The 24,339-nt window shown below is 56.0% G+C and carries 20 protein-coding genes; 4 read left to right on the forward strand and 16 right to left on the reverse strand.

From position 1 onward, the window contains the following. Positions 1-9 precede the first annotated feature (9 nt). Entirely contained in the window at positions 10-813 is an 804-nt protein-coding gene (locus DFP98_RS29635) for a hypothetical protein (RefSeq protein ID WP_246016869.1), read from the reverse strand. A gap of 666 nt (positions 814-1,479) precedes the next feature. Further along, on the reverse strand, positions 1,480-4,500 hold the full coding sequence (locus DFP98_RS29640; protein WP_116064252.1) for an alpha-mannosidase: 3,021 nt from the start codon (positions 4,498-4,500) through the stop codon (positions 1,480-1,482). A gap of 185 nt (positions 4,501-4,685) precedes the next feature. Here DFP98_RS29640 and DFP98_RS29645 point away from each other — a divergent pair, with 185 nt between their 5' ends. Continuing rightward, a complete protein-coding gene (locus tag DFP98_RS29645) occupies positions 4,686-5,885 on the forward strand; it encodes a GntR family transcriptional regulator (protein WP_116064253.1) in 1,200 nt (399 codons plus the stop codon). A gap of 36 nt (positions 5,886-5,921) precedes the next feature. Here DFP98_RS29645 and bshB2 read toward each other — a convergent pair whose 3' ends face one another. From bshB2 to DFP98_RS29675, 6 genes are all read right to left on the reverse strand, one after another. After that, entirely contained in the window at positions 5,922-6,578 is a 657-nt protein-coding gene (gene bshB2 / locus DFP98_RS29650) for a bacillithiol biosynthesis deacetylase BshB2 (RefSeq protein ID WP_116064254.1), read from the reverse strand. A 25-nt stretch (positions 6,579-6,603) separates the two neighbouring features. Next, on the reverse strand, positions 6,604-6,948 hold the full coding sequence (locus DFP98_RS29655) for a YojF family protein (RefSeq protein ID WP_116064255.1): 345 nt from the start codon (positions 6,946-6,948) through the stop codon (positions 6,604-6,606). A gap of 168 nt (positions 6,949-7,116) precedes the next feature. After that, positions 7,117-8,364: a chitinase gene (locus DFP98_RS29660; protein ID WP_116064256.1), complete on the reverse strand. Its 1,248-nt coding sequence runs from the start codon at positions 8,362-8,364 to the stop codon at positions 7,117-7,119. Positions 8,365-8,490: 126 nt separating this feature from the next. Beyond that, positions 8,491-10,164: an ABC1 kinase family protein gene (locus DFP98_RS29665; RefSeq protein WP_116064257.1), complete on the reverse strand. Its 1,674-nt coding sequence runs from the start codon at positions 10,162-10,164 to the stop codon at positions 8,491-8,493. Between the two features lie 17 nt (positions 10,165-10,181). Next, complete coding sequence (locus tag DFP98_RS29670; RefSeq protein ID WP_116064258.1) at positions 10,182-10,481, reverse strand: phasin family protein; 300 nt, start codon at positions 10,479-10,481, stop codon at positions 10,182-10,184. A gap of 60 nt (positions 10,482-10,541) precedes the next feature. Then, positions 10,542-11,867, reverse strand: coding sequence for an MFS transporter (locus DFP98_RS29675; RefSeq protein WP_116064259.1), 1,326 nt, complete (start codon positions 11,865-11,867; stop codon positions 10,542-10,544). A gap of 173 nt (positions 11,868-12,040) precedes the next feature. On the opposite strand from DFP98_RS29675, the gene DFP98_RS29680 reads away from it, so the two are divergent. After that, complete coding sequence (locus DFP98_RS29680; protein WP_116064260.1) at positions 12,041-12,523, forward strand: MarR family winged helix-turn-helix transcriptional regulator; 483 nt, start codon at positions 12,041-12,043, stop codon at positions 12,521-12,523. Positions 12,524-12,533: 10 nt separating this feature from the next. Here DFP98_RS29680 and thrS read toward each other — a convergent pair whose 3' ends face one another. Continuing rightward, positions 12,534-14,258 carry a threonine--tRNA ligase gene (gene thrS, locus DFP98_RS29685; protein WP_246016873.1) on the reverse strand — a complete coding sequence of 575 codons (1,725 nt, stop codon included), beginning with the start codon at positions 14,256-14,258 and terminating at the stop codon, positions 12,534-12,536. Positions 14,259-14,926: 668 nt separating this feature from the next. Then, a complete protein-coding gene (locus DFP98_RS29690; RefSeq protein WP_116064262.1) occupies positions 14,927-15,331 on the reverse strand; it encodes a GNAT family N-acetyltransferase in 405 nt (134 codons plus the stop codon). A 227-nt stretch (positions 15,332-15,558) separates the two neighbouring features. Here DFP98_RS29690 and DFP98_RS29695 point away from each other — a divergent pair, with 227 nt between their 5' ends. Further along, complete coding sequence (locus tag DFP98_RS29695) at positions 15,559-16,284, forward strand: MerR family DNA-binding transcriptional regulator (RefSeq protein ID WP_116064263.1); 726 nt, start codon at positions 15,559-15,561, stop codon at positions 16,282-16,284. A gap of 28 nt (positions 16,285-16,312) precedes the next feature. Here DFP98_RS29695 and DFP98_RS29700 read toward each other — a convergent pair whose 3' ends face one another. Together DFP98_RS29700 and DFP98_RS29705 are read right to left on the reverse strand one after the other, a co-directional pair. Continuing rightward, positions 16,313-17,590 carry an MFS transporter gene (locus tag DFP98_RS29700; RefSeq protein WP_342772519.1) on the reverse strand — a complete coding sequence of 426 codons (1,278 nt, stop codon included), beginning with the start codon at positions 17,588-17,590 and terminating at the stop codon, positions 16,313-16,315. 204 nt (positions 17,591-17,794) lie between these two features. Further along, positions 17,795-19,087 (reverse strand): hemolysin family protein, encoded by a 1,293-nt coding sequence (locus DFP98_RS29705; protein WP_116064264.1) that lies wholly within the window; start codon positions 19,085-19,087, stop codon positions 17,795-17,797. A 240-nt stretch (positions 19,088-19,327) separates the two neighbouring features. Between DFP98_RS29705 and DFP98_RS29710 the strand changes: the two genes are divergently transcribed. After that, positions 19,328-20,122 (forward strand): undecaprenyl-diphosphate phosphatase, encoded by a 795-nt coding sequence (locus DFP98_RS29710; protein WP_116064265.1) that lies wholly within the window; start codon positions 19,328-19,330, stop codon positions 20,120-20,122. A gap of 34 nt (positions 20,123-20,156) precedes the next feature. Here the strand turns inward: DFP98_RS29710 and DFP98_RS29715 are convergent, their stop codons facing one another. The 4 genes from DFP98_RS29715 to DFP98_RS29730 form a co-directional block, all read right to left on the reverse strand. After that, positions 20,157-22,175, reverse strand: a complete 2,019-nt coding sequence (locus DFP98_RS29715; protein WP_116064266.1) for a Na+/H+ antiporter — start codon at positions 22,173-22,175, stop codon at positions 20,157-20,159. A gap of 98 nt (positions 22,176-22,273) precedes the next feature. After that, on the reverse strand, positions 22,274-22,810 hold the full coding sequence (locus DFP98_RS29720; RefSeq protein ID WP_181918018.1) for a TlpA family protein disulfide reductase: 537 nt from the start codon (positions 22,808-22,810) through the stop codon (positions 22,274-22,276). Then, entirely contained in the window at positions 22,807-23,523 is a 717-nt protein-coding gene (ccmA, locus tag DFP98_RS29725) for a heme ABC exporter ATP-binding protein CcmA (RefSeq protein WP_116064268.1), read from the reverse strand. The genes DFP98_RS29720 and ccmA overlap by 4 nt, the downstream gene beginning before the upstream one ends. Next, entirely contained in the window at positions 23,516-24,337 is an 822-nt protein-coding gene (locus DFP98_RS29730) for an ABC transporter permease (RefSeq protein WP_116064269.1), read from the reverse strand. Before DFP98_RS29730 ends, ccmA begins: the two co-directional genes overlap by 8 nt. Positions 24,338-24,339 lie beyond the last annotated feature (2 nt).

Consider the following 24,339-nt stretch of genomic DNA (forward strand, 5'->3'; position numbering starts at 1 on the left):
CACCTCTTTTCATCTGTAGTGCTTCGTTGTCTTAATCAGCGCATCGATCTCCTGCATGCCGGGCATCGCCTCGATATCGCCCGGTTCGAAGGCGTCCAGACGCGAGATTTCCAGCAGCAGCCGATCCAGCTTCAGCAAAATTTCTTCGTTCATCGCGATCGAATATTTCACAAAATCGAGAAACTCGTTCAGCATTTCCGCCCGCATCTGCAGCAGCTCCCTCGGTATTCGCGACGCTTTACGCGAGCCAAATCTCTCGAACTCGGCCTCGTCGAACGCCTGCAGCCGATTCAAGACGCTTCTGACGTTGCGGTAAAACAACGATTCGACCTCCGCGATGACGGAAGCAAACTTCGCATAGCTCAACTCTCCGGGCTGAAACCGTTGCGACAACGCCTCGAGCAGCGTTTCCTTCTTCTTGCGGATGCGATCCAGCTGTTCGATCGCGTGATCCATGTCCTCCTCCAGCAGCCGGACCCGTTTGTAGCGAGACAATGCCGTCGCGAAGTCCTCCTGTGTTTGAAGCTCTCGCAGAGGCGGCGGCTGCTCCTGGGGCTTCTGCAGAATGACGTAGCTTCCCAGCAGAAGCGCAATAACGCCGGCCAGCGGCAGCGTCACTCCGATCGCCGTCTCCAGCGCGCTCTCGCCGAAGCCGATTCCAAGCAAACCGGGTGAAAGCACAACGACGTTCACGATAGAGACGACGGCAATCAATCCGAGCAGCTTGATGAGCTTCGTAAGCCTCCGCCCCCTCTCCGGCCCGTGTCCGAGAACAAAAAAAGCCGCGGGGTTTCCGCGACAGATTAGGGACAATGAATGTTGTCTCCGGACCATTTACTTTATTTTTACGCGCTTGGACTTTGGTTTATGATGGCAAAAGGGGGGCGTCTTATAAATAGGACATGCGCGATTATAGATAGGAAATACGAAAGGGCTGTCCCGTAAGCAGAACAGCTTGAGATGAATCGATACGCAAAGTAAGGGGGATATACTTCTCGGAGAACTAATCATGGCCCCTAACACTCCCAAAGAATTACCAGTATTATCCGTATAATAATCATCGAAGACGCTTTAGTGACATACAACCTTTGATTCTGAGCGGTTTGTACGATTCTTCGAACAAACTTCCGTCATTTGAGCCTGAACCGCGCTGCTTTGTACGATTTTTCGGACAAACTTCCGTCGTTAAAGCCTGATTCGAGCTGCTTTGTACGATTCTTCGGACAAACTTCCCTGCGTAAACTCATATGTGCAATAGAGCCGCCATAAAAGCTCACTCTCCAAATAAACAGGAAACAATGCGGGTCATGATTAGCACGGAGACTGCCTCATACGCCCCTGAAATCAACTTTTCACGGATCTCCCCGTTCAGATTTCAGGAGCGTATAGCAGCGAAAGGAGATCTATCCCCCCTGTATTGATTCATCTTCTATAACAGCTTGATGCGCATATGGGACAGCTCCTGACAGCTCCTGCCTGTTACTGGAGCAGCTTCAAACGAAGCGTACGAATCTCGAACGGAGCGAACGACAGCTTGGCCGTATCGGTATTTTCGCCGATCGTCGCCAAGTTGTTTTCCATCAGATCGACTTCGTCGATGGCCGCATACCCCTTGCCGAACGACAGAGTCGCCTCGGCTCGCATACCCGATGTCTCGTACAGACGCAAGATCAGATCGTCGGAATCCTCGGCCTTCTTGACCGCCTCCAGCATAACGTTCGGGGAATCGATGCCGACGAACGAATGCTGCAGCGCGGCCGCCGCTTGCTGCGCCTTAGACTCTCCCGCCTCGAATACGGTTAGCGGAGAATTTAGCTCGTAGCCTTTCCGGTACGTCTGCGCCGCGACATAATCGCCGGCATGCGGATACAGCGCATAGACGAACCGATGAACCGCCCTGTCGGCAAGCGGATCGGGATACGACGGGCTGCGCAACAGATGGATGTCCAGAATGTGCCCCAGCGCGCTGTAGCCGTATTTGGAATCGTTCAACAGCGAGACGCCGTAGTCCGGCTGCGACAGATCGATGTACTGATGCGCGCAAATTTCGTCCTTGGCAAAATCTTGTCTCGTATTGCGATGCGTCTGGCGCTGCAGATTGCCGAACTGAATTTCGCAATTGACCTGGTCGGCGCGCACATCGACCGGGAACGAAGCCCGCAGCATTTTCTCCGATTCCCGCCAATCCGCTTCCGTCTCGAACCGAACGACTCGTTCGCCCGCATGCAGAACGATTTTCTGCGTCAGCGTCGACTCCCCGAAACGGAACCGCTGCTCTACGACCGCCTTGGCGCCGTCCGCATAGGCGGCGACCGACTCTCGCGTCATGGTGCCGGCAGCGGCTTGGCGATAATTGCGATCGAAATCCCAGGCGTCTCCGCGGTCGTAATAGACGGTCAGCACGTTGGCCCGTTCGCCCGCGGCCACTGTCTCCCGGCCGATCTGCTTGTCGTAAAGCGATACGATGCTACCGTCGGAATCGAGCTTAACGCAGACAAACTCGTTCTCCAGGCTACTCTCGGTCGCGGTCGGTTCGGCTGTATTCGCGTCCCGTGCCGCACGCTCCAGCGACGTCACGCTCATGGACGGAACCGTTACGCGATACTCCCGATCGTTCCAGACGACCCACTCCTGCCGCTCCCAAGGCAGCGAGTTAGCAACGAACGCTTCACCCGCCTTCAGGCCCGCGGCGGCGGCAGCCGCGGCATAAGCCTCTTCTGTCAGCTTCTGCGCTCGCTCGTACAGCGCCGCATAGCGCTCCAGCGATTCGTCGTACACTCTGCCGATCGACGAACCTGGCAGAATATCATGGAACTGATAGAGCAGCACTTCCTTCCAGATCGTCTCCAGCTCGGCCTGAGGATAGACGGACGGCGCTGCCCCGCACGAAATTGCCAGCGACGCCGCGAATTCGACTTCTCGCAGCGCTTTCTCCAGCTTGCGGTTGTACCACTTATTGCGTCCTTGCGACGTCAGCGTTCCTTGATGCTTCTCCAGATACAGCTCTCCGCGCCAAGTCTCGAACCGCTCCAGCTCGCGCTCCAGCTTACGGAAGAAATCGATGGAAGGCTCCTGAACGACCGGCACGAGACTTTGCAGATTGCGCAGACGCTCCAACCGTTCCAGATGCTCCTCGCCCGGCCCGCCTCCGCCGTCGCCGATACCAAACAGCATGAGCGCATGCTCGGAGACGCCGCTATCCATATACTCCCGTTCGATTTTCGCCAGCGAGCGCGGCGCCGCCGGACTGTTGTACGTGTCTTCGGGCGGAAGATGAGTCAGCACCTTCGTACCGTCGATCCCCTCCCACAGGAAGCTGTGGTGCGGGTGATCGGTGTACACGCTCCAGCTCAGCTTCTGAGTCATTACATAATCGACGCCGGATTTCTTGAGCAGCTGCGGCAGACTGGCGCTGTAGCCGAAAATGTCCGGAACCCACAGCACGCGAACCTCCTCGCCGAATTCCTGCTTAAAGAACCGTTTGCCGTACAAAATTTGCCGTACAAGCGCCTCTCCGCCCGATACGTTGGAATCGGGTTCGACCCACATCGCTCCTTGAACTTCCCAGCGGCCTTCTGCGATTTTATCCTTAATCTGTCCGTACAGCTTCGGATAATGCTCCTTCATCCACTGGTACAGCTGCGGCTGGCTCGCCCCGAATACATAGTCCGGATATTTCTCCATATTTCTAAGCACCGTGGAAAATGTTCTGGCCCCTTTGCGAATCGTCTCCCGAATCGGCCACAGCCAAGCGAGGTCGATATGCGCATGTCCGACGGCGCTGACCGTCACGTCAGGATCTCCGCCCTTCTTATCAAGCTCGGGACGCAGCAGCTCCCGCGCGGCTTCAACGGCGCCGTCGTCGAATCGTTCCAGCACGTAAGAAGCCTCATACAGCTTGTGCAGCAGCCGGGAACGGCGCGCGCTTGCCTCCGGCAGCTGTTGGGCCAGCTCCAACAGCACCTCGTAATCGTAATAAAGACGGCGCGTCTCTTCGCGGCAGATCGCGATGTCCGCTTCCTTCAACGTACCGCTGCGGTAACGGCCGAACAGGTCGTTGCAGCCGGCGTCCGCCCACAGGTCCACCACTTCCCCGCCCTGAGCGCGATCGGCTACGTCGACCACCCTTTTGCCCGGCAGACCCAATGAATAATCGAACTCCGAGTTGATATTGGTCAACCCTTGAAACGGCGCTCCGTCCTCATCCACAAGACACAGCTCTCCGTTCACGTCGATCAGCAGCACGACTTTGCAGCCTGCTGCACTAGCGGGAACGGAGCCGACAAAGCGGAACCACGCGCAATCCCACAGGTCGCCCCACTTGTCTCCCGACCGAAGAGCCAGCGGCTCTCCGGATGTTCTCTCCTCATAAGGGACCGGCTCTTTCGTTCTCCATGCGTTAACTTCAAGGGAGGCAACCTTCAAGTAGATATGATCGCGAATCTTCTCCAGCGTGTGTTTGGCTCGGTCCAACATAATTGCCGACGTTTCGTAGGGCATCTGTTTCTCTCCTTATCGTCATAGGGCTTTTGCAACGAATATACCATTGCGAAATGACATATTCAATATATGAATTATTTTTATGTCATTTATATCATTCACTTCAAAACCCTAATATAGCTATCGCTTAAACAACAGGATTTGATATAATAGCTATACACTTTGACTTATAGGAGAGCGGGAAAATGAACAACGAGCGGCAGCCGCTTTACGTGCAAATCCAAAATCATTTTAAGCGGCTAATTGGCGATGGTGGGCTGCGGACAGGCGACAAAATTCCGACCGAGCACGAGTTGATGGCAGCTTTCAACGTCAGCAGAATTACGGTGGCGAACGCGCTGTCGCAGTTGGCTAAGGAAGGCTGGATTCACCGGATTCCGGGGAAGGGCAGTTATGTTGGGCGTGACCTCTCCGGCTCCGCCGAGACGGTTCAATTCGAGACCGTTCAACACGAAAAAATGAGCAACGACGAACAACCCGGTTCTCCCCCATCCCAGCATACGGAAGCCGTTGCAGCGTCCGGGAAAATGATCGGGTTCGTCGTACCTTCCATAAACGACTTCTTTGCACTGCGTCTCATCCGGGGAATAAACAGCGTGCTTGGCGGTACGCCTTACTACTTGAACATCGTGCTGACGAACGAGTCCGAGGAACGGGAAAGGGAGGCGATCTCCGAGCTGCTTCGGATGGGCGCGGCCGGGCTGATCATCTTCCCGATCGATGCGACGACGTATAACGAGGAAATTTTAGCGCTGAAGGTAAACCGGTTTCCGTTCGTGCTGATCGATCGCTACCTGCGCGGGGTGGAGACGCATTTCGTCTGCTCCGACAGCAGCCAGGGCGCGGAGCTTGCCGTCAGCCATCTGTGGGAGCTCGGGCATCGCGATATTGCAGTCTGCTCGGATTCTCCGCTGCAGACCGTTACGGTGCAGGACCGAATTGCCGGCTATATGGACGCATTAAAGCGAAGGGGCGCCCTGATCAACCCCGCGATGTTGCTGACCGATTTTACGCTCAATGCGCAAGACGTTGAGGATGGCGCGCACATGATTCACCGCTATATCGGCAGCCGTTTGGCGACCGCCTATATTACGCTCAACTCCACGCTTGGCACTCGCCTTGCCGCTGTCGCCGAATTTCTGAACATGAGCGTGCCGGGCGACCTCTCTATCGTTACCTTCGACGATCCGTCGCCAGGACTGGACAATTGGGCGCGTTTCACCCATATCGCACAATCCGAAGAAGAAATCGGCCGACAGGCGACGGGCATTCTGCTTGACGCCCTGAGCGAAAACTTCAACGATTACCGTCAGATTGTGTTGGAGCCCCGCCTCATCGCAGGCCGGACTACGGGACCGCTAGCCGAAAAAGAAACCCGATTGTAAGTCAGAGCGCGAACTCGACTTACAATCGGGTTTCCTTTAATTAAAACGATACGTCCAAAATCTCTCTGTGCCGAAGCGCTGCTGGATTTCCTCGTCGTCCAGCGCCTTCTTGCCTAACAGCTCCGCAGCTTGAAACTGCGAACGATGCGCTTGGATGGAAGCCAGTTTCGGTTCGAGATATTGTTTAATGTCATTAACAATGTCCGGCTTACCTATCGCTTGCTCGTGATTATTGGCGAAAGCGATGCAGCGAACCTCCGGCCTGCGCGCCTTGTCCAAACCGCCGATCGTGCGAACGACCGCCGCTCCGGTTGCATCATGATCGGGGTGTACGCTGTAGCCGGGATAAAACGTATAGACGAGCTCGGGCTGCAGTTCGTCTACCAGCGCCCGGATTTCCCGGTCCAACCGTTCCTGATCTTCGAACTCGATCGTTTTGTCATGAAAGCCGAGCAGACGCAGATCCTGAATGCCGATTACCCGGCACGATTGCTCCAGCTCCTTCTTCCGCACCTCCGGCAGCGTCACTCGATTGGCGAACGGCGGAACGCCCATATTTCTTCCCATTTCGCCCAGTGTCAGACAAGCGTAAGTGATCTGCGCGCCTTCCTGTACATGCTTTGCAAGAGTGCCTGACAGCCCGAACGCTTCATCGTCCGGATGCGGCAATATAACCAATATATGGCGAGTCATTTAGCTCTCTCATCTCCTCTTCCTTTTAAAAGGGCTCCAGGCTAAGCTGCAGCGCGACAACCAGCTTGCCTTGGCTGTCGTGTCCGGCAAGGATCAGCCGTTCCTGTTCCGTCTCTTCATAATGGGTCAGCCCTTCCGAATACACCCAACCTTGAACCGTCTTGAGGCCGACGCGGTACGGACCTTCGCCGGAGATCGATCCTTGGCTGTACCGCACGCCCGCATTCGTCACGAACGTCGCCGCCGGATGCTTGGAACTGTCAAAATGAGCCGCATATGCGCCGCTCGTCATCTCCAAATGAAGATATAGCTCCCGCTCCTTAAGCCGGTCAATCATCGTCTGAACAATCGATTTATCAATGAGTTGCATCTTCTACCTCCGCTAAAAGCGTCTTGGATGAACTCATTTTAACACACTCCCGTCCTCCATCAAGTATTCTGTTGTAAAATTTATTACAGTTAATTGCTTCGCATCGGCACAAAGCGCAAAAAACCGCCCACCGGTCATCCGAAGACGACGGGGACGGTTTCCGTACAGTTAGAACGGCTCCATGCCGAGCGTATTTACTTTCTCTCCGGTAATATCTACGCCCATCGCTTGCGTAATATCGCGATAGTGCCCTGCGCGGCGCTTGACCGAACTGCCTTCGGTTTCGCCTAAATTCGCTTCCAGGCCGTTAAGCACCATAATCGTAACGCCAAAGCCGCGCATCCCCAAACCCTTGGCCATATCGGCTTTCGTCGGTTTCCATTTGTTCACGATCACGTCGTGAGCCGAAGGCTTCGGCGCTTGCGGCGTCATCCAGAACAAAATGGCTGTCATATAGCCTACCTTGCCGTCCTGGGCAACGATCTCCGGCTTGCTAAGCAACACGCTCTTGTCGCCGTAGATGATGGAGCTGAACAGCCCGTAGTTGAAGTTCCAGCTCAGCATGATCGGTCCGCGTCCGTAATACCGTTTATCCTTCGCTCCGGGGTACAGCTCGGCGCTGTTCTCGTCAACGAACGGATCCAGATTGACTCCCGTGCGGCCGGCGATATTTTCGTTCCAGAACAGCCCCCATTTCAGTTCGCCGCCCGGCGCGGTCGCCCAACCTCCTCCGGTCTCGTGCGACAGGTTAGCCAGGAACGCGGCCAGCTCGCGCTTGCGGTCCTTCTTGAAGCCCTCCTTCAAAAAGGTGCCGAAATCGACGATGACGGTTTCGATCTCCTTCTTCCGGTTGTCCACGGAATCGAAGTCTGCGGAACGCGAGACGAGCGTTTCGATCCGTGCGTCCTTGTCGAAGCGAATGACTTCCTGCGAACCTGGATTGCCTTTGCGGGAATGGATTTTCAGCTTCAGATTCGCGACCTCGACAACGGCCTCGATCAGATTATTGTAAGAGAAGTAGTCCGTTTGATCCTCTTTGAAGTATTCCTTGCCCTTAGCGACCTCGAACCATTGCTTCGACCCGAGGCGATACGGAAACAGCTCCTCGAACGCTTGCTCCGGAAGCAGCGTCTTCACCGCGTCAACCGCCTTCTCGGGGCTATATTCGGGATCGATGCCGTCCCACTGGACTTCGATTTCCTTGCGAGTCAGAAAACGATTTTCCCCGACGGACAGCGCACTGCCTGTGTAAACGCCTACATTTTTGCCGTTGGATAGCTTTTCGGCAGCAGGCGCAGCCGCTCCTTTGTCCCCCGCCGCCATGGCGAACGGCGAGGCCGCCAAAGTCAACGCCAACGTGAGCGCCAGCGTTCTGCAGAGCATACTTCCGGATACTTTGCGTTTGGACACAAACATTTCCCCTCTCAAAATCGGATAACAACATTGGCGATTCTATCCGATAGAAAAAGCGGCGTCTATAGCTTTTTTACATGTCCAATACAGAGTATCAATAATCATTAAAAACTATAATAATTTGGCTTTTCAAAACCGACTCGAACGAATAATCGATGCTATGAGCCATACGAGCATAAACAACGCGACACCCAATCCGATCTCGATCACCGGAATGCGCCACAGCACCGTCTTGGCATGATTCAACGCAGCGCCGACGATCAGGCCGAGCATGACGATGCTAAGCGACAGGAGCACGATGCTGAGCGCCAACCGGCTGCCGATGCGATCCAGCTTCGCCATAATCGCGTCAATCTGCGGCACATCCGTCTCGATGTGCAGCTTGCCCTGTCGCAGCAGACGCGATATTTGCCGGATGCCGGCGGGAAGATCGCCGAGTATGCCGATGTATTCGGGAATGTCCTCCGCCCATTCGCTCAGCCAAGTCCGCGGATCGAGCCGCTTCAGCAGCAGACTTTTGCCGAACGGCTCGGCCACGTCGAAAACGCTGAACGTCGGGTCCAGCATCGTGACGACTCCCTCCATCGTCAGGAACGTTTTGCCGAGCAGGACCAGCTCTCTCGGTATTGCGATCCGGTGCTTCAAGGCAACGTCGAACAAGTCGTGCACCGCCTCCCCTAGCCGAAGCCGTTGGAACGGAACCTTATAATATTTGTCCCGCAGCTCCTCGATATCGGCCAGCAGCCGATCGCGATCCGCTGCTTCGGGCACGACGCCCATACGGGAAATCGCGCGCAGCACGCCTTTGGAGTTCTGGTTGCGCAGCGCGATCACAAATGCGGTGAAGCTGGTTTTCGTTGCTGCCGACAGCCGGCCCATCATCCCGAAATCGAGCCAGGCGAGCGTACCGTCCGGCAGCGCCAGCACATTGCCCGGATGCGGGTCACCGTGGAAAAAACCGTCCAGCAGCACCTGCCGGAAAATCGACCTAGCGTAGCGCTCGGCCAACGTCGCCCTGTCCAAGCCGGCGCGATCCAGGTTACCAAGCTCGGACAGCTTGATACCCTCGATATAATCCATCGTAAGCACGCGTCTTGAGCTGTATTCGCGGTACACGGCCGGAACTCGCATTTTCTCCGTTCCGCCGTTGCGAAGCGCGAACTGCTCGGCGCTGCGCGCCTCCTTGTCGAAATCCAACTCCGCGCGCAACGCAACGCCGAGCTCCTCGACCATATCGGCCAGCCGGTAGTGCCTTGCCCACTCCATCCGGCTCTCGGCCAGCTTGGCCCAATCCGCCAAAATGCCGAGATCGGTTTCGATCAGCCGCAATATGTGCGGACGCTGTACCTTAACGACCACATCCCGGCCGTCGCGAAGTCGAGCGTGATACACCTGCCCGATTGACGCTGCCGCGATCGGCGTCTCGTACAAATGCATAAACAGCCGGTTGGCGGAATCCCCCAGCTCCTGCTCGATAATGGCCGCCGCTTGCTCGAAAGGGAATGCCGCAACCTGATCCTGAAGCCGTTCCAGCTCGCTTACGATATCCGCGGGAAGCAGATCCGGGCGCGAGCTGGCAAGCTGACCAAGCTTGACGAACGTAGGGCCAAGCTCTTCCAACAGCATGCGTATGCGCTCTCCGAGGCTTTTCCCCTTCACTCCCCTTCTCTCCTCGCTGCGGAAAAACAGCAGCTTGTCGGTCAGGCCCATATCGTGCGCCACATAGCCAAGCCCGCTGCGGACAAGCGCTGTAGCGATCGAGCGGTAGCGTCTCAACCGTCGAATTCGTTGTCCCAGATTCATCCGCCGCTCCGCCCCCGTCAATCCGCGGCCAATCGCCGCTCAAGTGCTTCTAATCTCTGTTCGAGCCGTTCGACGTCCGCCTTGGTAGCCAATGCGTCGTCTCCCATAAGCGCCTGAACGCGAGCGCGCACGAGCTCCTCTACCCGAAGCTTCGCTTCCTCGCCTTTACGCACGAGTTCCTCGGTTAGCGAACCCGATTCCGCCTTGCTCAGCTCCCCTTTTTTCACCAGCTCTTCGATGGTCCTCTCCACCTGCTCCTTGCCGGCCACGGCCAGCCCCAACCCGAGAAATATCGCCTTGCCGATCGTATCCTTCAATGTTCCCGGCTCCTTCCATCATCATCCTGTCGTTAACAGGTTGCGACAAAAGAAGCTTTTTCATCCTTTGCGAAACCGAAAACGGTAAATAACGGAAACAATAACCGCAGTTAAACTCATCGTCATAAAAATAGTGCTATACGCTCCCGTGTTCCCCGTGTCACCTTCCGTGAAATCGAGCAATTTACCGATTACGCTCATTGCCAACGAACCGGCAATGAAATTGAGCATCGCCAGCATGCCCATGCCGACTCCCGTTTGCTCGCGGGAGAGCGTGCGCGAAACTGTGTTAGACAGCGCGATCTGCATGAACGTTTGACCGATCTGGCTGGCAATCAGAAACAGCGCGATCCAATGCGCCGCTTCGCCCACGAAGCCGGATAGCAGTCCATAACCCAGCAGCAGCAAACACGACGCGAGAACGACCAAATATCCGTTGCCTCGCCGATCGGCCAGCTTTCCGCCCGAACGTCCCAGCAACGCGGAAGCCAAGGCGGCCGGGAACAAGACTGCTCCTACACCGCCCGGAGTTAAATTGTTTAATGACGTTAAAAATTGGGGAGCCATAAACGTTGCGGAAAAATTTAAAGCAGCGGTCAGAAAAGCCATAAGCAGACCGACCGTAAATTTACGATTTGCAAACAAAGCCGGCGGAATAAATGGAGTCTCCGCTTTACGAATACGAACGAAGAACAGCGCAAGCAAGAGGGATCCGCCCGCGAAAATCAGCCAGCTCCCCTGCGTAATCGCCAACAAATACGAAGCTGTCGCTGCCGCTAGCAAGCCGCCTCCGAGCCAGTCGATGCGATCGGCTTGTCCTTTGTCGTCTCCCAAATACTTACGGAAAAAGGGCAGCGTAACAAGCGAAATCAGCGAGAGTAGAAACAGCCATCTCCAATTGCCCAAACCCGCGATCGCTCCTGCGACGACCGGTCCGAGCGCACCGCCAAGCGCCAATCCGACCGCCGTCGTGCCAAGCGCCCTTCCCCTTTTCTCCGCCGGAAAATAACGGACCGGAACCAGCATCGACGCTGCTGGCATTACGGCGGCCCCGGCGGCCTGCAAAATTCGGCCCGCAACGACTATCGCATACGTATTAGCCGCCACCCCTAGAAGCGAACCGAGCGCAAAAATGAGCATCCCTGTCGTGATCAGGCTTTTGAGCCGATATTTGTCTGCGAGCTTGCCGTAGAAAACCGAGCCAACGGCGTACACGACCATATAAGACGTCATCACCCAGCTGACTTGGGATGGCGCAAGCGCAAACTGCTCGGCGATGACCGGAAGCGCCACATTAAACATCGTTCCGTTCATCACCGAGAATACAAGCGCAACAACGAGAACTCCCATCAGCTTGCCGGCTCTTTCCTCTTTAGCCAATTGCATTTTTATGTCCTCCTCTAGTTGATTATTTACTGAGGTAACTCACTATATCTCTAGATAGTGAGGATACACAGTAAATCTTCGGGAGTCAAGAGCAAGAGGCAATTGAAGGCAACATTCGGCAAGGTTATACTGTAGGCATATACGCGTTCAGTCAGGAGGCTGTAGGAAATTTTATGTCTACCCATTCCGATGTCCCTTCGCCGATAGACGCCCTTCATCTTCTGGTCCGGGCTACCCACGCCTTACAGCGTGAAATGGAAAACGAGCTGACCACGTACCCGATCCCCTATCCGATCTCAGCCCCGCGGCTGCGGGTTCTGGAAGCTGTAGCCGCAACGGGAAGCGTTCGAATGAAGGAGCTTGCGGAACGGCTTAACATTAAAGCTCGGACAGTTACGGACTTCGTTGACGCGCTGGAGCGCGACGGCCTGCTGCTCAGAATGCCTGATCCGACCGATGGCAGAGCAACGCTAATTCGGCTTACTGAGCTTGCGCGCAACCATCTAAACGAAGCACTAGCCTATCAAGCCCAAGTAGCAAGCCGCATGCTGGCCAACCTGCCGGACGAGGAGCGGAGCCATCTGTGCCAGTTGCTGCACAAGCTTATCGAAGGCAAGGATACGGCGAACATGGCCGGACCGACTCCCGGCGCCTAACCCGGCGCCGTCAGCCTTCTCTTCTCTCGACCTTGCCGCACAGCTCCGCCACAAAATCATTCAGTCCAAGCTCCCGCTGTCCCTGCTCGCCGAACAAACGCGCCTGCACCGTGCCTGCTGCGATCTCCGCATCTCCGACAACCGCGACATACGGAGCCTTCATCAGCTGCGCCTCGCGAATGCGGTAGCCGAGCTTCTCGTTCCGGCAATCCGCCTCCGCGCGTATTCCCGCTTCCTTTAACCTCCGGCACACTTGCTCCGCATACGCCGCATGATTTTCCGAGACCGGGACGAGCACCGCTTGTACAGGCGCCAGCCACACCGGGAACGCCCCGGCATAATGCTCGATCAAAATGCCCATAAATCGGTCGATCGATCCGTATATCGCGCGATGAATAACGATTGGCGTGCGCTTTTCGTTCTTTTCGTCCACATACGCAAGCCCAAACTTCTCCGGCATCTGAAAATCCAGCTGCACCGTTGCGCATTGATGACTCCGGTTCAGCGCGTCCTTGATGTGGAAGTCGATTTTCGGACCGTAGAAGGCGCCGTCCCCGGGATTGATCCGGTAAGGAAGACCGCTGTTCTTCAACACTTGCGCCAGCGCCGCCTCCGCCTCGCCCCACTGTTCGTCGCTGCCCATCGAATCGTCCGGACGAGTCGACAGCTCCAGGCTGTATTCAAAGCCGAACAAGCCGTACATTTCCTGAATCATCGCGATCGCCCGCCCAATCTCCTCCTCGATCTGATCCGGCCGAACAAAAATATGCGCATCGTCCTGGCAGAATGTACGAACCCGGAACAAGCCGTTCAGCGCGCCGCTGAATTCGTGCCGATGCACCTGCCCGAACTCGGCCAACCGGATCGGCAAATCGCGGTACGAGCGCAGCTGGCTTTTGTAAATGAGCATATGACCCGGACAGTTCATCGGCTTAACGGCGAATTGGTGATTGTCCAGCTCGGAGAAGTACATATTGTCCCGATAATGCTCCCAATGGCCCGACTGTTCCCACATTTGCCTGTTCATAATGAGCGGAGTGCGGACTTCCTCGTAGTCGTATTTACGCAGGAACTGCCGCGACAGATTTTCCAGCTCCTGCCGCACAACCGCTCCCTTCGGCAGGTAGAACGGCATCCCAGGGGCTTCCTCCGAGAAATGAATGAGCTGAAGCTGCTTGCCAAGCTTGCGGTGATCGCGCCTTGCCGCCTCCTCCTGCCAGGAAAGAAATTGCTTCAGCTCCGCTTCGCTAGCGAACGCCGCGCCGTATATGCGCTGCAGCATTGGCCTGCTGTTGTCTCCGCGCCAATACGCTCCCGCTACGCTCAGAAGCTTAAAAGCTGCCGCGGACTTTCCAACCTCCCTGGCGCACTCATCCGGATACACGTCGACGAACTCTTCCTGCCTGTAAATCTGCACCTCATCCGACTCTGCTTCCTCGCGCAGCCATTCCGCCTTCCAGCTTTCTCCTCTCGCCTCGAACAGCACGGCGGCTTCCATCCGCGAATATGGCTCAAGACTGCACGAGGAAATCTTTGCGGACAGCTTCCGCATCTCCTCTTCGACAACGGCCAAATCCGCCTCCGCGAACGCGCCGGGCACCTCGAAATCGTAGTAAAACCCTTGCTCCGTCACAAACGCGCCCCCCAGCTTCGCTCCGGCAAATTTTCTTTGCATCGCCCATGCCAACAGCATTGCCGCATTTGCTTTTACCTGATCCTGCTTGGATTGATACATGATCAACATCTCCTTTTGTTTTCTATGTGAACGAAAAAAAACGCCCTCATCCGCAAAGGGACGAGCGCGCTCGTGGTTCCACCCAAATTCAATTCGTCTCCTGCCATGCGGCATGACCGACGAATCCTCGGCGCTCTGTAACGGGAGCTCCCGGCAACCCATACTCCCGCACCGCATCGTTCGCGGCGCGATTTTCCGAATCGCGGCTACAAGGGGGTAAACGCATGCCTCTCTCCGAAGGGGGTTTCAGCCTTGCCCCCTCTCTCTGGGCGGTGTCCGCATACGCTCATGTCCTTGATCCAAGCCGTTGTGAAAATAAAAAAGCGCCGTCCGCAAAGGGACGAGCGCGCTCGTGGTTCCACCCAAATTCAATTCGTCTCCAGCCTGTCGCATGACCGACGAATCCTTGGCGCTCTATAACGGGAGCTCCCGGCGACTCATACTTCCGCACCGCATCGTTCGCGGCGGATTTCCGAATCGCGGCTACAAGGGGGTAAACGCGTGCTTCTCTCCGAAGGGGGTTTCAGCCTTGCCCCCTCTCTCTGGGCGGTGTCCGCATACGCTCATGTCCTTGATCGTCGCTGTCTTGAAACACATCTTAGGGGAAAAAAATCCGTCTGTCAAGCGCATCTTTTGGCAGCCATTTTCACTGTCCGTGTATCTCAGCCCTATTTCAGCTTGCGGCTCATTCCGTAAAAATCGGGATAGATCAGCTCAAAACCGCTCTCCTGATACGTTTTTAGCATTTGCAGATCTGAAATGACGAAAAAGCTTGCGCCCTCCGGAGCGTTCCGTTCCACATAAGCCGTCAACTCCTGCAAAATCTGCTGAGCGATTGGGCGTCCTTCCGAGTCGGGATGAACGATAAGATCCACAATCTGGTAATGGCAAGCTCCGTCCCCGACCACTCTGCCCATCCCTTGCAAGTTTCCGCTTTCGTCTCTCGCGCATACGCCGAACAACGAACGGCTTAACGCCGTTTCGGCTGCCGAATCGGCGATCTTAGCAAGGCCGGCCGCCTCTCTTAATTCCCCGTACTGCCGGGCGTCTGGCAATTCATGGACCAGGTTCACACGGAATCCCTTCTTTCTCGATGAATGGTTGTCTCCCTTACTTTACAACATTCATGCAAGTGCCAAAGTTTCCGTGTCCAATCCGTCTTCACCTACCATTCGATCGCTTAACCTTATCGTGCAGCTTTAAGCTTTTACTTACAGCTTGCCAAACGTTGAAGGATTGCGAAGCCTTATCGCATCTGCTATAGTAGTTGTTCTCTCACTTGCTGTAAGGAGGACCAGTTATGAGCTCCTACAAACCGATCGAGATTGCGAGAATGCTGGGCATCAGCACGAGCGCTCTACGACACTACGAAAGCTGGGGAGTCGTACCTGCCCCGACAAGAGCGCCTAACGGCTACAGATTATATACCGACATCCACCTTGCTTATTTTCGTTGCTTACGCGCCATGTTCCCCGGCTTCGGAGTGCAGCTTTCCTGCGAGGCGCTGCGCCGAGTTCAGCGCGGCGAGACGGATGACGCCTTCTGGATGGTGAACGAGGCACAGGCTCGACTGCGCCAGGAGAAGCTGGCTGCGGAGCAAACTTTAGAGCTGCTTCATCCGCTGGAGCATGAGCCGGCAGACCTTCCGAAAGCGAGCAAAAAGCGGATGACGATCGGCGACGCCGCCAAGCTTGCCGGCGTCGCCGCTTCCGCGATCCGGCATTGGGAGAAGGAGGGACTGATCTCGCCCGACAGAGACCCGGAAAGCGGCTATCGCGTATTTACATCCGGTCATCTGCGTAAAATCCGGCTGATCCGCACGCTTCGAAGCACCGTTTATTTTCTGAATAGTATGAAGGAAATCGTACACGCCCTGGATCACCAAAGCCCCGAGCATGCCAGAAAGCTGACGGAAGACGCGATCCGCAACCTGGACGCGCGCCTTCGCCATCAGCTGCAGGGCATTCGCAGATTGATCGAGCTGTGCGAGGCAGATGAAAAACAAGCGATCCCCTGCCGCCGATAAGGCCTGCAAGAGATCGCTTAGACTAGAGCTAAAACCGACGATTAGCGGAATTGCCCGACTTTCTTCTTCTTCCCGCGTTGGCGAACACGCCGAGAATCGGAACGAGCAGCGCGGCGGAAGCGAGCAACGAAGCCCTGATGGATAGGCGGCTGCCGATCCAGCCGACGAACGGACCGCCGCCCGTCTGGCCGAGCGCATCCGATTGACTCAGCATAGATAGCACGGTGGCGCGCGAACGGCTTTCCACGTTCATATTTAACCAAGTGTCGTAGATCGGACCGGTTAGCGCCGTTACGACCTCGATCAGCAGCACGGCGGCCAGAGCGTACGCGAAGTTCGGCGACAAAGCAAGTCCCGCTATGCCCAGCACGCGTACGGCGGTAAGCACGACCAGGCTGCGGCGAGCGAATTTCTCGCTAACGATATCCAGCCTTTTCTCCGCGGACCAGACCGCCGCCAGACTTAGCAATGTCGACGCCAGCGCAATCAGGCCGAACCATATGGCCATATTCCATCCAATTGCAGCTGGAAAGCCGATATCGTCGATGACGAATGCCTGCCACAGCCGGTCGTAGCCTTCCGAAGCCGCTCCGCTGAACAGAGTTACGACCAAGATCATCAGCAGGATCCGGTTGCCTCTGACCGCTCGAGCTCCCGTCACCCACGTCGTTTTCATACTGTGCCAATGGGAGAAGCGCTCTTCCGTTTTCTCGGGTTTGGCAAAGCCCGTCTCCTTCATATAGACGATTAGAAACCCGCCTAAAGCCAAGTACATCAAGCCCCCGGCAATATAGGGCAGATTATAGCCGACCGAGGAAATCGCTACGCTAAGTCCGATGCCCAGCAGCGTCCCGATCAAGCCGACTCTCTTGGCCTTCAGGAATACGCCGCCTGCTCGTTCCTCGCCCACCTCGTCGACCATCCAAGCGGAATCCGCGCCGCTGACGAACGTAAATCCGATTCCGAAAATAACTTGAGCGACCAACAGCCATGCAAACGCGGACATCCCGGCTCCGCCGTCTCCGAGCCACATTGCGCTCCCCTCCAGCACGAAACCTGCTCCAAGCACGAACATGCCGATAATGACGGACAATTTTCGGCTGTAAGTGTCGGCCACCACTCCGGTAATGCCTTCGAAGACCAGAACAGTAACCTCCAGCGCCATACCTACCAGCAGAAGCTGGAGCGGGTTGAAGCCGAGCGCAACGACCTGATAGATCGCATAGGTCGTGAACATCGTCGCGTTAGCGAGCGATGTCATAAATCCCATAATCATATAAATACGCGATGCATTGAGTTTCATCATAAACGCCGAATCCGCCTCTCTATTAGCGGCAGATCAACGCGTCAATCCTATCCGTGCCGACAATCGTCAACCGCGATCAGTTCGCGCGTTGTCTACCGTTTCTGTTTCTTTCGTGAAGCTTGGCTGTCGTCTTGACGGATTGTTGAGTTTTTTGCATATTTTTACACCTCCGAATGAATTGAAACTATTATACACGATAGGCGCCTAATCGCCTACCTTGCTTTGTCTAATCTCCAACTTGCGGATACGGTGCTTGTCTCGCTCCCGAACGATAAATTGCAGCTCCCCGAAGGTCCAAGTCTCGCCTTTGGCGAGCTCCGGCTTCCTGTTGTACAGCCAGCCTCCGATCGAATCGATGCCGTCCTGTTCCAGCGTGGTACCAAGCAGCAAGTTAATCTCGTCTATCGGAGTCAGCCCGTTGACCATGTAGTGGCCAGCTCCCAGTTCCTCGATCGGCTTTTTCTCATCGTTGTCGAATTCGTCGCGGATTTCGCCTACGATCTCTTCCAAGATGTCTTCGATCGTCACCAGACCGGAGGTGCCTCCGTATTCGTCGAGCAGAATTGCCAAATGGACGCTTTCTTCCTGCATTTTAAGCAGCAGCGATTTGACGGGCATCGCCTCCGGCACGGTCATTGCCGGGTGAATATGTTTGCGGAAATCGAAGTCGGGATCGTTGTCGTAATTCAGAAACAGCTGCTTCGTATTGATAAAGCCGACAATATGGTCCTTGTTGTCCTTAGCGACCGGGAACCTCGTATACTGCTCCTTCTTAACGACCGCTACCAGCTCTTCGAGCGACATTTCCTCGTACAAGCAGACCATATCGGTGCGTGGAACCATAATTTCCTTGGCCATCAACTCGTCAAACTGGAAAATGCGGCTGACGTAACCGAACTCGGTATTGTTGATTTTTCCGCTCTCGTAGCTTTCCGACAAAATAATCCGGATTTCCTCTTCCGAATGCGCTTCCTCATGCTCGCTGGCCGGTTTCATTCCGAACACTCTAACAAGTGCGTTGGCCGAACCGTTCAAAACCCAAATAAACGGATACATCACTTTATGGAAAGCAATTATGAGCGGAGCGGTGAATACCGAGATCGCTTCCGCTTTATGGATGGCCATCGTCTTCGGCGCCAGCTCCCCAAGCACGACGTGCAGGAACGTAATGGAGACGAAGGCGATTCCGAAGGACAGAATGTGGCCCGCCTTATCACTTATTCCCAATTGCTCGAATACCGGGTACAGCATCTTCTCGACGGTCGGCTCTCCGAGCCAACCAAGTCCCAGTGCGGTAATCGTAATGCCGAGCTGACACGCGGACAAGTAACCGTCCAGATTGCTCGTCACCTTCTGTACCGCCAGCGCGTTTTTTCTCCCCTCTATCACCATCTGATCGACGCGACTGGGGCGAAGCTTGATGACGGCGAACTCGGTTGCTACGAAAAATGCGGTTAACACGATCAGAACAGCGACAAGAAACAGGTTGAGTATCATTTCAGCTTCCTTTCAAAATAGTTATCCTCATTTCATACGGCGACTAAGCGGAATTGTAGCAAATTGTTGTGGAAAATGTGAGCGGATCATGAAACTTTTTGATAGCTTGTCCACAAAATCGTCAAATTTATCTTATTGACATCAGAGACCCTTCGTGCTTTTTCGTGGCTTAAGTTTTGCTTGAAGGGTCAGGCATGCTACAATTCGACTCGTATGGATTAATTCGAATGAGGGATGCGTATGGACATTATTAGCGCGATTATTATGGGAATCGTGGAAGGCTTGACGGAATTTCTGCCCGTCTCGTCGACCGGGCACATGATTATGACGGCTGAGCTGCTCAACTTGAGCGGCGACAAAATCAAAACGTTCGAAATCGTCGTCCAGTTGGGAGCAGTGCTTGCAGTAGCTTTGATCTATTGGAAAAAATATATGCAAATTCTGCGCCATTGGCGCGACATCAAGACGGCCAACCGCCTCAACATGATTCATCTGATTCTGGCGATGATTCCGGCGGTCGTCATCGGGCTGGCTCTACATAGCGTCATCAAAGAGCATTTGTTCGGCTCCTCCACCGTGCTGGTCGGGCTAATAGTCGGCGGCATTCTGATCCTGATCGCGGACCGTCCGAAGCGGAAAGTAAACGCCGAGACGATGGACAATATCAGCTACAAGCAAGCGTTCGGCATCGGCCTGTTCCAATGTTTGGCGCTATGGCCGGGCTTCTCCCGTTCCGGCTCGACGATAGCGGGCGGCATGTTGCTCGGCACGAGCCAGAAAGCGGCCGCGGACTTCACCTTCCTAGTGTCGGTACCGATCATGTTCGCGGCATCCGCGCTGGATCTGTACAAGAGCCGGGAACTGCTGGCCGCCGAGGACATCGGCTTCTTCCTGACCGGCCTTGCAGCCTCGTTCATCGTTGGCCTGATTGCCGTCGTGACCTTCCTGAAGCTGATCAAACGACTGCGGCTGTCGTGGTTCGCCTATTACCGTTTTGCGATCGCGATTCTGTTCTTCTTCTTTGTCATTAAGTAGGTTTATAAGGGCGCGCATTCGATACCGAGAGGAATCAGTGCGCGCCCTCCGCATGTACGGTCCGCGATTCGAACACGCTTGCCTCGCGGTAATTGACGTCCGAGCGCAGGCAGCCCGCCAGATTGCGGTCGATGTCGCCTTGCTCGAACATTGCCTGAATCTCATTACGCTCCGCTTGAATCGCCTTCAGCTCCAGCTCGCCGCTCAGTTCGTTCCTGCCGGATTTACCCGCATCCATGAACCAGTCGTGCTGCAACCGCAGCTCCATTTCCTTATAATCGGCCAGCACGGCGCGTACGATGTCCCGTTCGGCCCCCCCTTCCGCCTCCAGCTCCTTCAGACGTTCGATCGCCCCGCGGATACAAGCGAGCCTGGCCTCCTTAAACGTCTGCCAATTCGGATGGTCCGGAGAAATGCGCGAAGCCCGTCCTTTGCCGAACAACAACCGCTTCGCCGCAAACCAGGTCAGTATCGCCGTCCGCTTTAAGATTAGACGTTTGGACAATATCAGCTCCATCTGGCTAATCGCCGTCAACATGCGGCTCCCCATCGCCTCCGTAATCTTCTCTTCCCGCTGTAGCGACAACACGACCTCCCGCTCGGCCTTCATCGCCTCCAGACGAATAGCGATCGTCGTTCGCCATTCCTTGCGATAGTCCGCGCGACCTTCCAGCCTCGTCCGCTGTAAACGGCGGTTGTATTCGGACATCATGTCCACGGCCTCGCGTTTGTTCTCCTCGGTCATTTCCTCGCGGATCGTCCTCAGCCCGGATTCCAGCATGCGGATTCTGGCTTCCCGCTCGTTTACTCCCCGCTCCTCCCGAGCTTCTCCGGCGGCTTTCTTCGCGCCGCGAGTCAGCAAGGGCAGAAAGACGCTTGCGGAGACGAGCGTCAACAGAATAACGCCGGCGCAGATGTAGAGCATAAGGCCCCGTTCCGGAAAAGGCCGCCCGTTATTGAAGAAAGCCGGAATCGAAAAAGCGGCCGCAAGCGTCAGCGCGCCACGCACGCCGGAGAGCGTCATTAGCAGCGCCGTGCGGGAATGCCGCCTATTGGTCAGCCACACCCAAGCGAATCGGATCAACAGCAGCAGCGCCGTAACGGCAAATATATAGCCGATCGCTCTCGCGTTGTTGTAAGCCGGATCCTCCCATACGGCTGCAACTACTTCGGGAATTTCCAAACCGAGCAAAATGAACACCAGTCCGTTAAGCACGTAGAGAATGACCGACCAGGTGCTGTCGGAGACGACGCGCAGACGCGAGGAAGACGATTCCAGGCGCTCCCTCTCAATCGAATGGACAAGTCCGGCCGCGACGACGGCCAAAATGCCGGATACGTGACACTCTTCCGCTGCAAGAAAAATAACGAACGGCGTTACGATGATCAGAAGCATGTGCAGCGTAACGTCTTCAATGCCCAGCCGACGTAAAAACAAGCGCAGCCAGATGACGGCAAAACCTAACACCGCACCGAGAATCAGCCCGCCTGCGGCAATGACGATAAAGCTGCCAATCGCGGTCGGCAGCGAAAATTCGCCGCTAAGCGCGGCGGCGATCGCGAAATTGAAGGCGACAAGACCCGAAGCGTCGTTCATAAGCGCCTCGCCCTCCAGCAACCGCATCATGCTGCCCGGCAGCTTGACTCGGCTGGATAACGAGCCGACCGCAACCGCGTCCGTAGGAGACAAAATGGCCGCAAGCGCAAAGGAAGCGGCCAGCGGAATGGCGGGAATGAGCCAGTGAATGAAGGGTCCGGCAAGCAGTACGGTGGCGAATACGAGGCCAAGCGCCATGAGCAGTATGTACTTTCTTAGACGCCACAGCTCGTCTCGGGGAATGACCTTGCCGTCATTGAACAGCAGCGGAGCGATAAACAGCACGAGAAATAGCTCGGGATCGAGCGGCACATGATGAAATCCAGGCATGTAAGCCGCCGCGACGCCGAGCGCGATCTGGACGATCGGAACGGGGACAAACGGAATAAAACGATTGATGACGTTGGAAGCGCCGATGAGCATGAGCAGCATCAGCACCATTATAAGCAATTCCATAGGGCGCACGCTCTCCTTGCGAACGTTCCGGCTTCTGTCGGAACTCCGTCTGCGAATCGAACATAGCTTACCCTATTTATAACGCAAATTGTAGAAGCTTAATCGTTGGTTTGAAGAAAAGCATACAACTGATCGGCTTCGGTGATCTGTCCTAGCCCCGCATGGCTGATCCGGCCTTCGGCATCGATCGCGAACGTCGCGGGAAGCGCCGATACGCGATAACGTTCGGCCGCCTTGCCCGCCGCGTCGATCAGCACCGGGAACGAGATGCCGTGCTCGGTCAAAAACTCGTTCACCGTCCCTTTCGTATCGCCGACATTGACCGAGATCAGCTTAAATCGGCCGGAGGCGCTGCGATAAACCTCGTCGAGCAGCGGCATTTCCTTCACGCACGGCCCGCACCACGAAGCCCAGAAGTTGACGATAACCGGCTGTCCGCGATAGTCAAGCAGATCGATTCGGTCGCCGGAGGTATCGAATCCTTCAATCGCCGGCGCCTTCATTCCCGCCGCCAGTCCGCCCTTGCCCGCCGAGTCGGAACGAAAGACCTGCCAAGCGACGGCAAGCACGGCGGCAAGCGCTAGCAGGGCGATGATCGCTGTGGCCCGGCCCCGGTTGGAGGCTCCCGCCCTCATCCTCCGAGCGCGGCCCGGAACGCCGAGTGCAAAGGATGCTCTCCGTGAAGCTTCCGGTACGATTCGACAGAGCCTTCTCCGCATTTGCGCCCGTCGATCAGAAATACGACCCGATCCGCGATCTCTTCGGCCGTCTGAAGCTGGTGCGTACTGAAGACGACGGCATGACCGCGTTTTTTCAATTCTCCGAGCAGGCGCACGAACTCGTCCATCCAGTAAGGATCGAGGCCGTTGGTCGGCTCGTCCATCAGCAGCAGCGGCGGCTCGGCGAGAATCGCCTGGGCGAACAGCAAGCGCTGTCTCATGCCTTTGGAGAACGTCTGAACCTTGCCGCTGCGTTTGTCTTTCAGGCCGACTAGCTCCAGCGCCTCCAGCACACGCGCTTGACCGACACCGCGCAGTGCCGCCCAGAAGCTCAGCGCCTCCATCGCCGTCAGTCCCGGGCTGAACGAGTAGTCGTCAGGCATATACCCGAGCTGCCTGGAATACTCGGCGCGGCTACGAGTCCAATCGTTGCCGTTCAAGCGCACGCTCCCGGAGCTAGGCCGCATAATGCCCGCGATCATGCGCAGAATCGTGCTTTTGCCCGCGCCGTTGCCTCCGCATAGGGCAAGCACCTCCCCCCGATCCAGCTTTATATCGATCGGTTCGACCAGGACGCTTTTCTTAATGGCTTTGGAAATTCCGTCCGCGACCAGCAGCGGCTCAGCCATGCGAACGCCTCCTTTCCCAAATCCAGCAGACGAGCGTTCCGGCTAATGCAATCATCGCCGCACAGCCTCCAAGAAACACAAGCGTTCCGTTTGGTCCTTGCGCCCACTGAACCCAGTTGTAATATTCCGGCCCGAGCACCGCTCCCCCGCCGAGCTTGATAACGACGAAGAGTCGAACCAATTCGGCCGGGTTGCAGAACGTCAGCGCGACGAGCAGCGGTTTGATCCATGGATAGGGCAGACTGTCCAAGAGCGAAATCAGAATCGTCGACCAGCCGATGACGAGGAAAAACCAGAGCGCGACGCAGATCGTCATCGCCTGCCAACGGTTGCGCGAGAGCGAACCGACGATCATCGCCAGCGCCAGAAACAGCAGCACGAGACCTGCGGAAAACGCCAGGAACAGAAGATAGGTCTGCAAGGAGAAGCCGGCCCCCGCAACAAGTCCGACCGCTCCCATCAACCCGTAGCCGAACGCGACGATCGTAAGCAGCACAACGGTCAAGCCCGCATATTTTCCGACGATGTAAGAGAACGTCTTGAGCGGATAGGTCGAGAGCAGCTGCCAGCTGCCCTCCTCCTTCTCCGCCGTCAGCGAGAACGAGCCGAGAAACAACGTCATGAGCGGCAGCAAATAAAGGATCAGACTGATCATCGAACCGGTCGTTCCGGAATAGCCCTCCACGACGCCCCGGGCGTTCATCAGCAGCAGGCTGAGGCTGAACACGGAGAATAGCGCCATAAAGGAGTAAGACCACGGGTTGCGAAATCCGATTCGGATTTCTCTCATCGCGACGTGTAGCATGTTAGCCATCG

This window comes from Cohnella phaseoli (genome assembly GCF_003386235.1).
GTDB lineage: Bacteria > Bacillota > Bacilli > Paenibacillales > Paenibacillaceae > Cohnella > Cohnella phaseoli.

What these genes read in the sequence shown, in the direction of transcription:
- DFP98_RS29640 (WP_116064252.1), bottom strand. Translation starts at nt 4,500, where the DNA reads ATGCCCTACGAAACGTCGGCAATTATGTTGGACCGAGCCAAACACACG.
- DFP98_RS29645 (WP_116064253.1), top strand. Translation starts at nt 4,686, where the DNA reads ATGAACAACGAGCGGCAGCCGCTTTACGTGCAAATCCAAAATCATTTT.
- bshB2 (WP_116064254.1), bottom strand. Translation starts at nt 6,578, where the DNA reads ATGACTCGCCATATATTGGTTATATTGCCGCATCCGGACGATGAAGCG.
- DFP98_RS29655 (WP_116064255.1), bottom strand. Translation starts at nt 6,948, where the DNA reads ATGCAACTCATTGATAAATCGATTGTTCAGACGATGATTGACCGGCTT.
- DFP98_RS29660 (WP_116064256.1), bottom strand. Translation starts at nt 8,364, where the DNA reads ATGTTTGTGTCCAAACGCAAAGTATCCGGAAGTATGCTCTGCAGAACG.
- DFP98_RS29665 (WP_116064257.1), bottom strand. Translation starts at nt 10,164, where the DNA reads ATGAATCTGGGACAACGAATTCGACGGTTGAGACGCTACCGCTCGATC.
- DFP98_RS29675 (WP_116064259.1), bottom strand. Translation starts at nt 11,867, where the DNA reads ATGCAATTGGCTAAAGAGGAAAGAGCCGGCAAGCTGATGGGAGTTCTC.
- DFP98_RS29680 (WP_116064260.1), top strand. Translation starts at nt 12,041, where the DNA reads ATGTCTACCCATTCCGATGTCCCTTCGCCGATAGACGCCCTTCATCTT.
- thrS (WP_246016873.1), bottom strand. Translation starts at nt 14,258, where the DNA reads ATGTATCAATCCAAGCAGGATCAGGTAAAAGCAAATGCGGCAATGCTG.
- DFP98_RS29695 (WP_116064263.1), top strand. Translation starts at nt 15,559, where the DNA reads ATGAGCTCCTACAAACCGATCGAGATTGCGAGAATGCTGGGCATCAGC.
- DFP98_RS29700 (WP_342772519.1), bottom strand. Translation starts at nt 17,590, where the DNA reads ATGATGAAACTCAATGCATCGCGTATTTATATGATTATGGGATTTATG.
- DFP98_RS29705 (WP_116064264.1), bottom strand. Translation starts at nt 19,087, where the DNA reads ATGATACTCAACCTGTTTCTTGTCGCTGTTCTGATCGTGTTAACCGCA.
- DFP98_RS29710 (WP_116064265.1), top strand. Translation starts at nt 19,328, where the DNA reads ATGGACATTATTAGCGCGATTATTATGGGAATCGTGGAAGGCTTGACG.
- DFP98_RS29715 (WP_116064266.1), bottom strand. Translation starts at nt 22,175, where the DNA reads ATGGAATTGCTTATAATGGTGCTGATGCTGCTCATGCTCATCGGCGCT.
- DFP98_RS29720 (WP_181918018.1), bottom strand. Translation starts at nt 22,810, where the DNA reads ATGAGGGCGGGAGCCTCCAACCGGGGCCGGGCCACAGCGATCATCGCC.
- ccmA (WP_116064268.1), bottom strand. Translation starts at nt 23,523, where the DNA reads ATGGCTGAGCCGCTGCTGGTCGCGGACGGAATTTCCAAAGCCATTAAG.
- DFP98_RS29730 (WP_116064269.1), bottom strand. Translation starts at nt 24,337, where the DNA reads ATGGCTAACATGCTACACGTCGCGATGAGAGAAATCCGAATCGGATTT.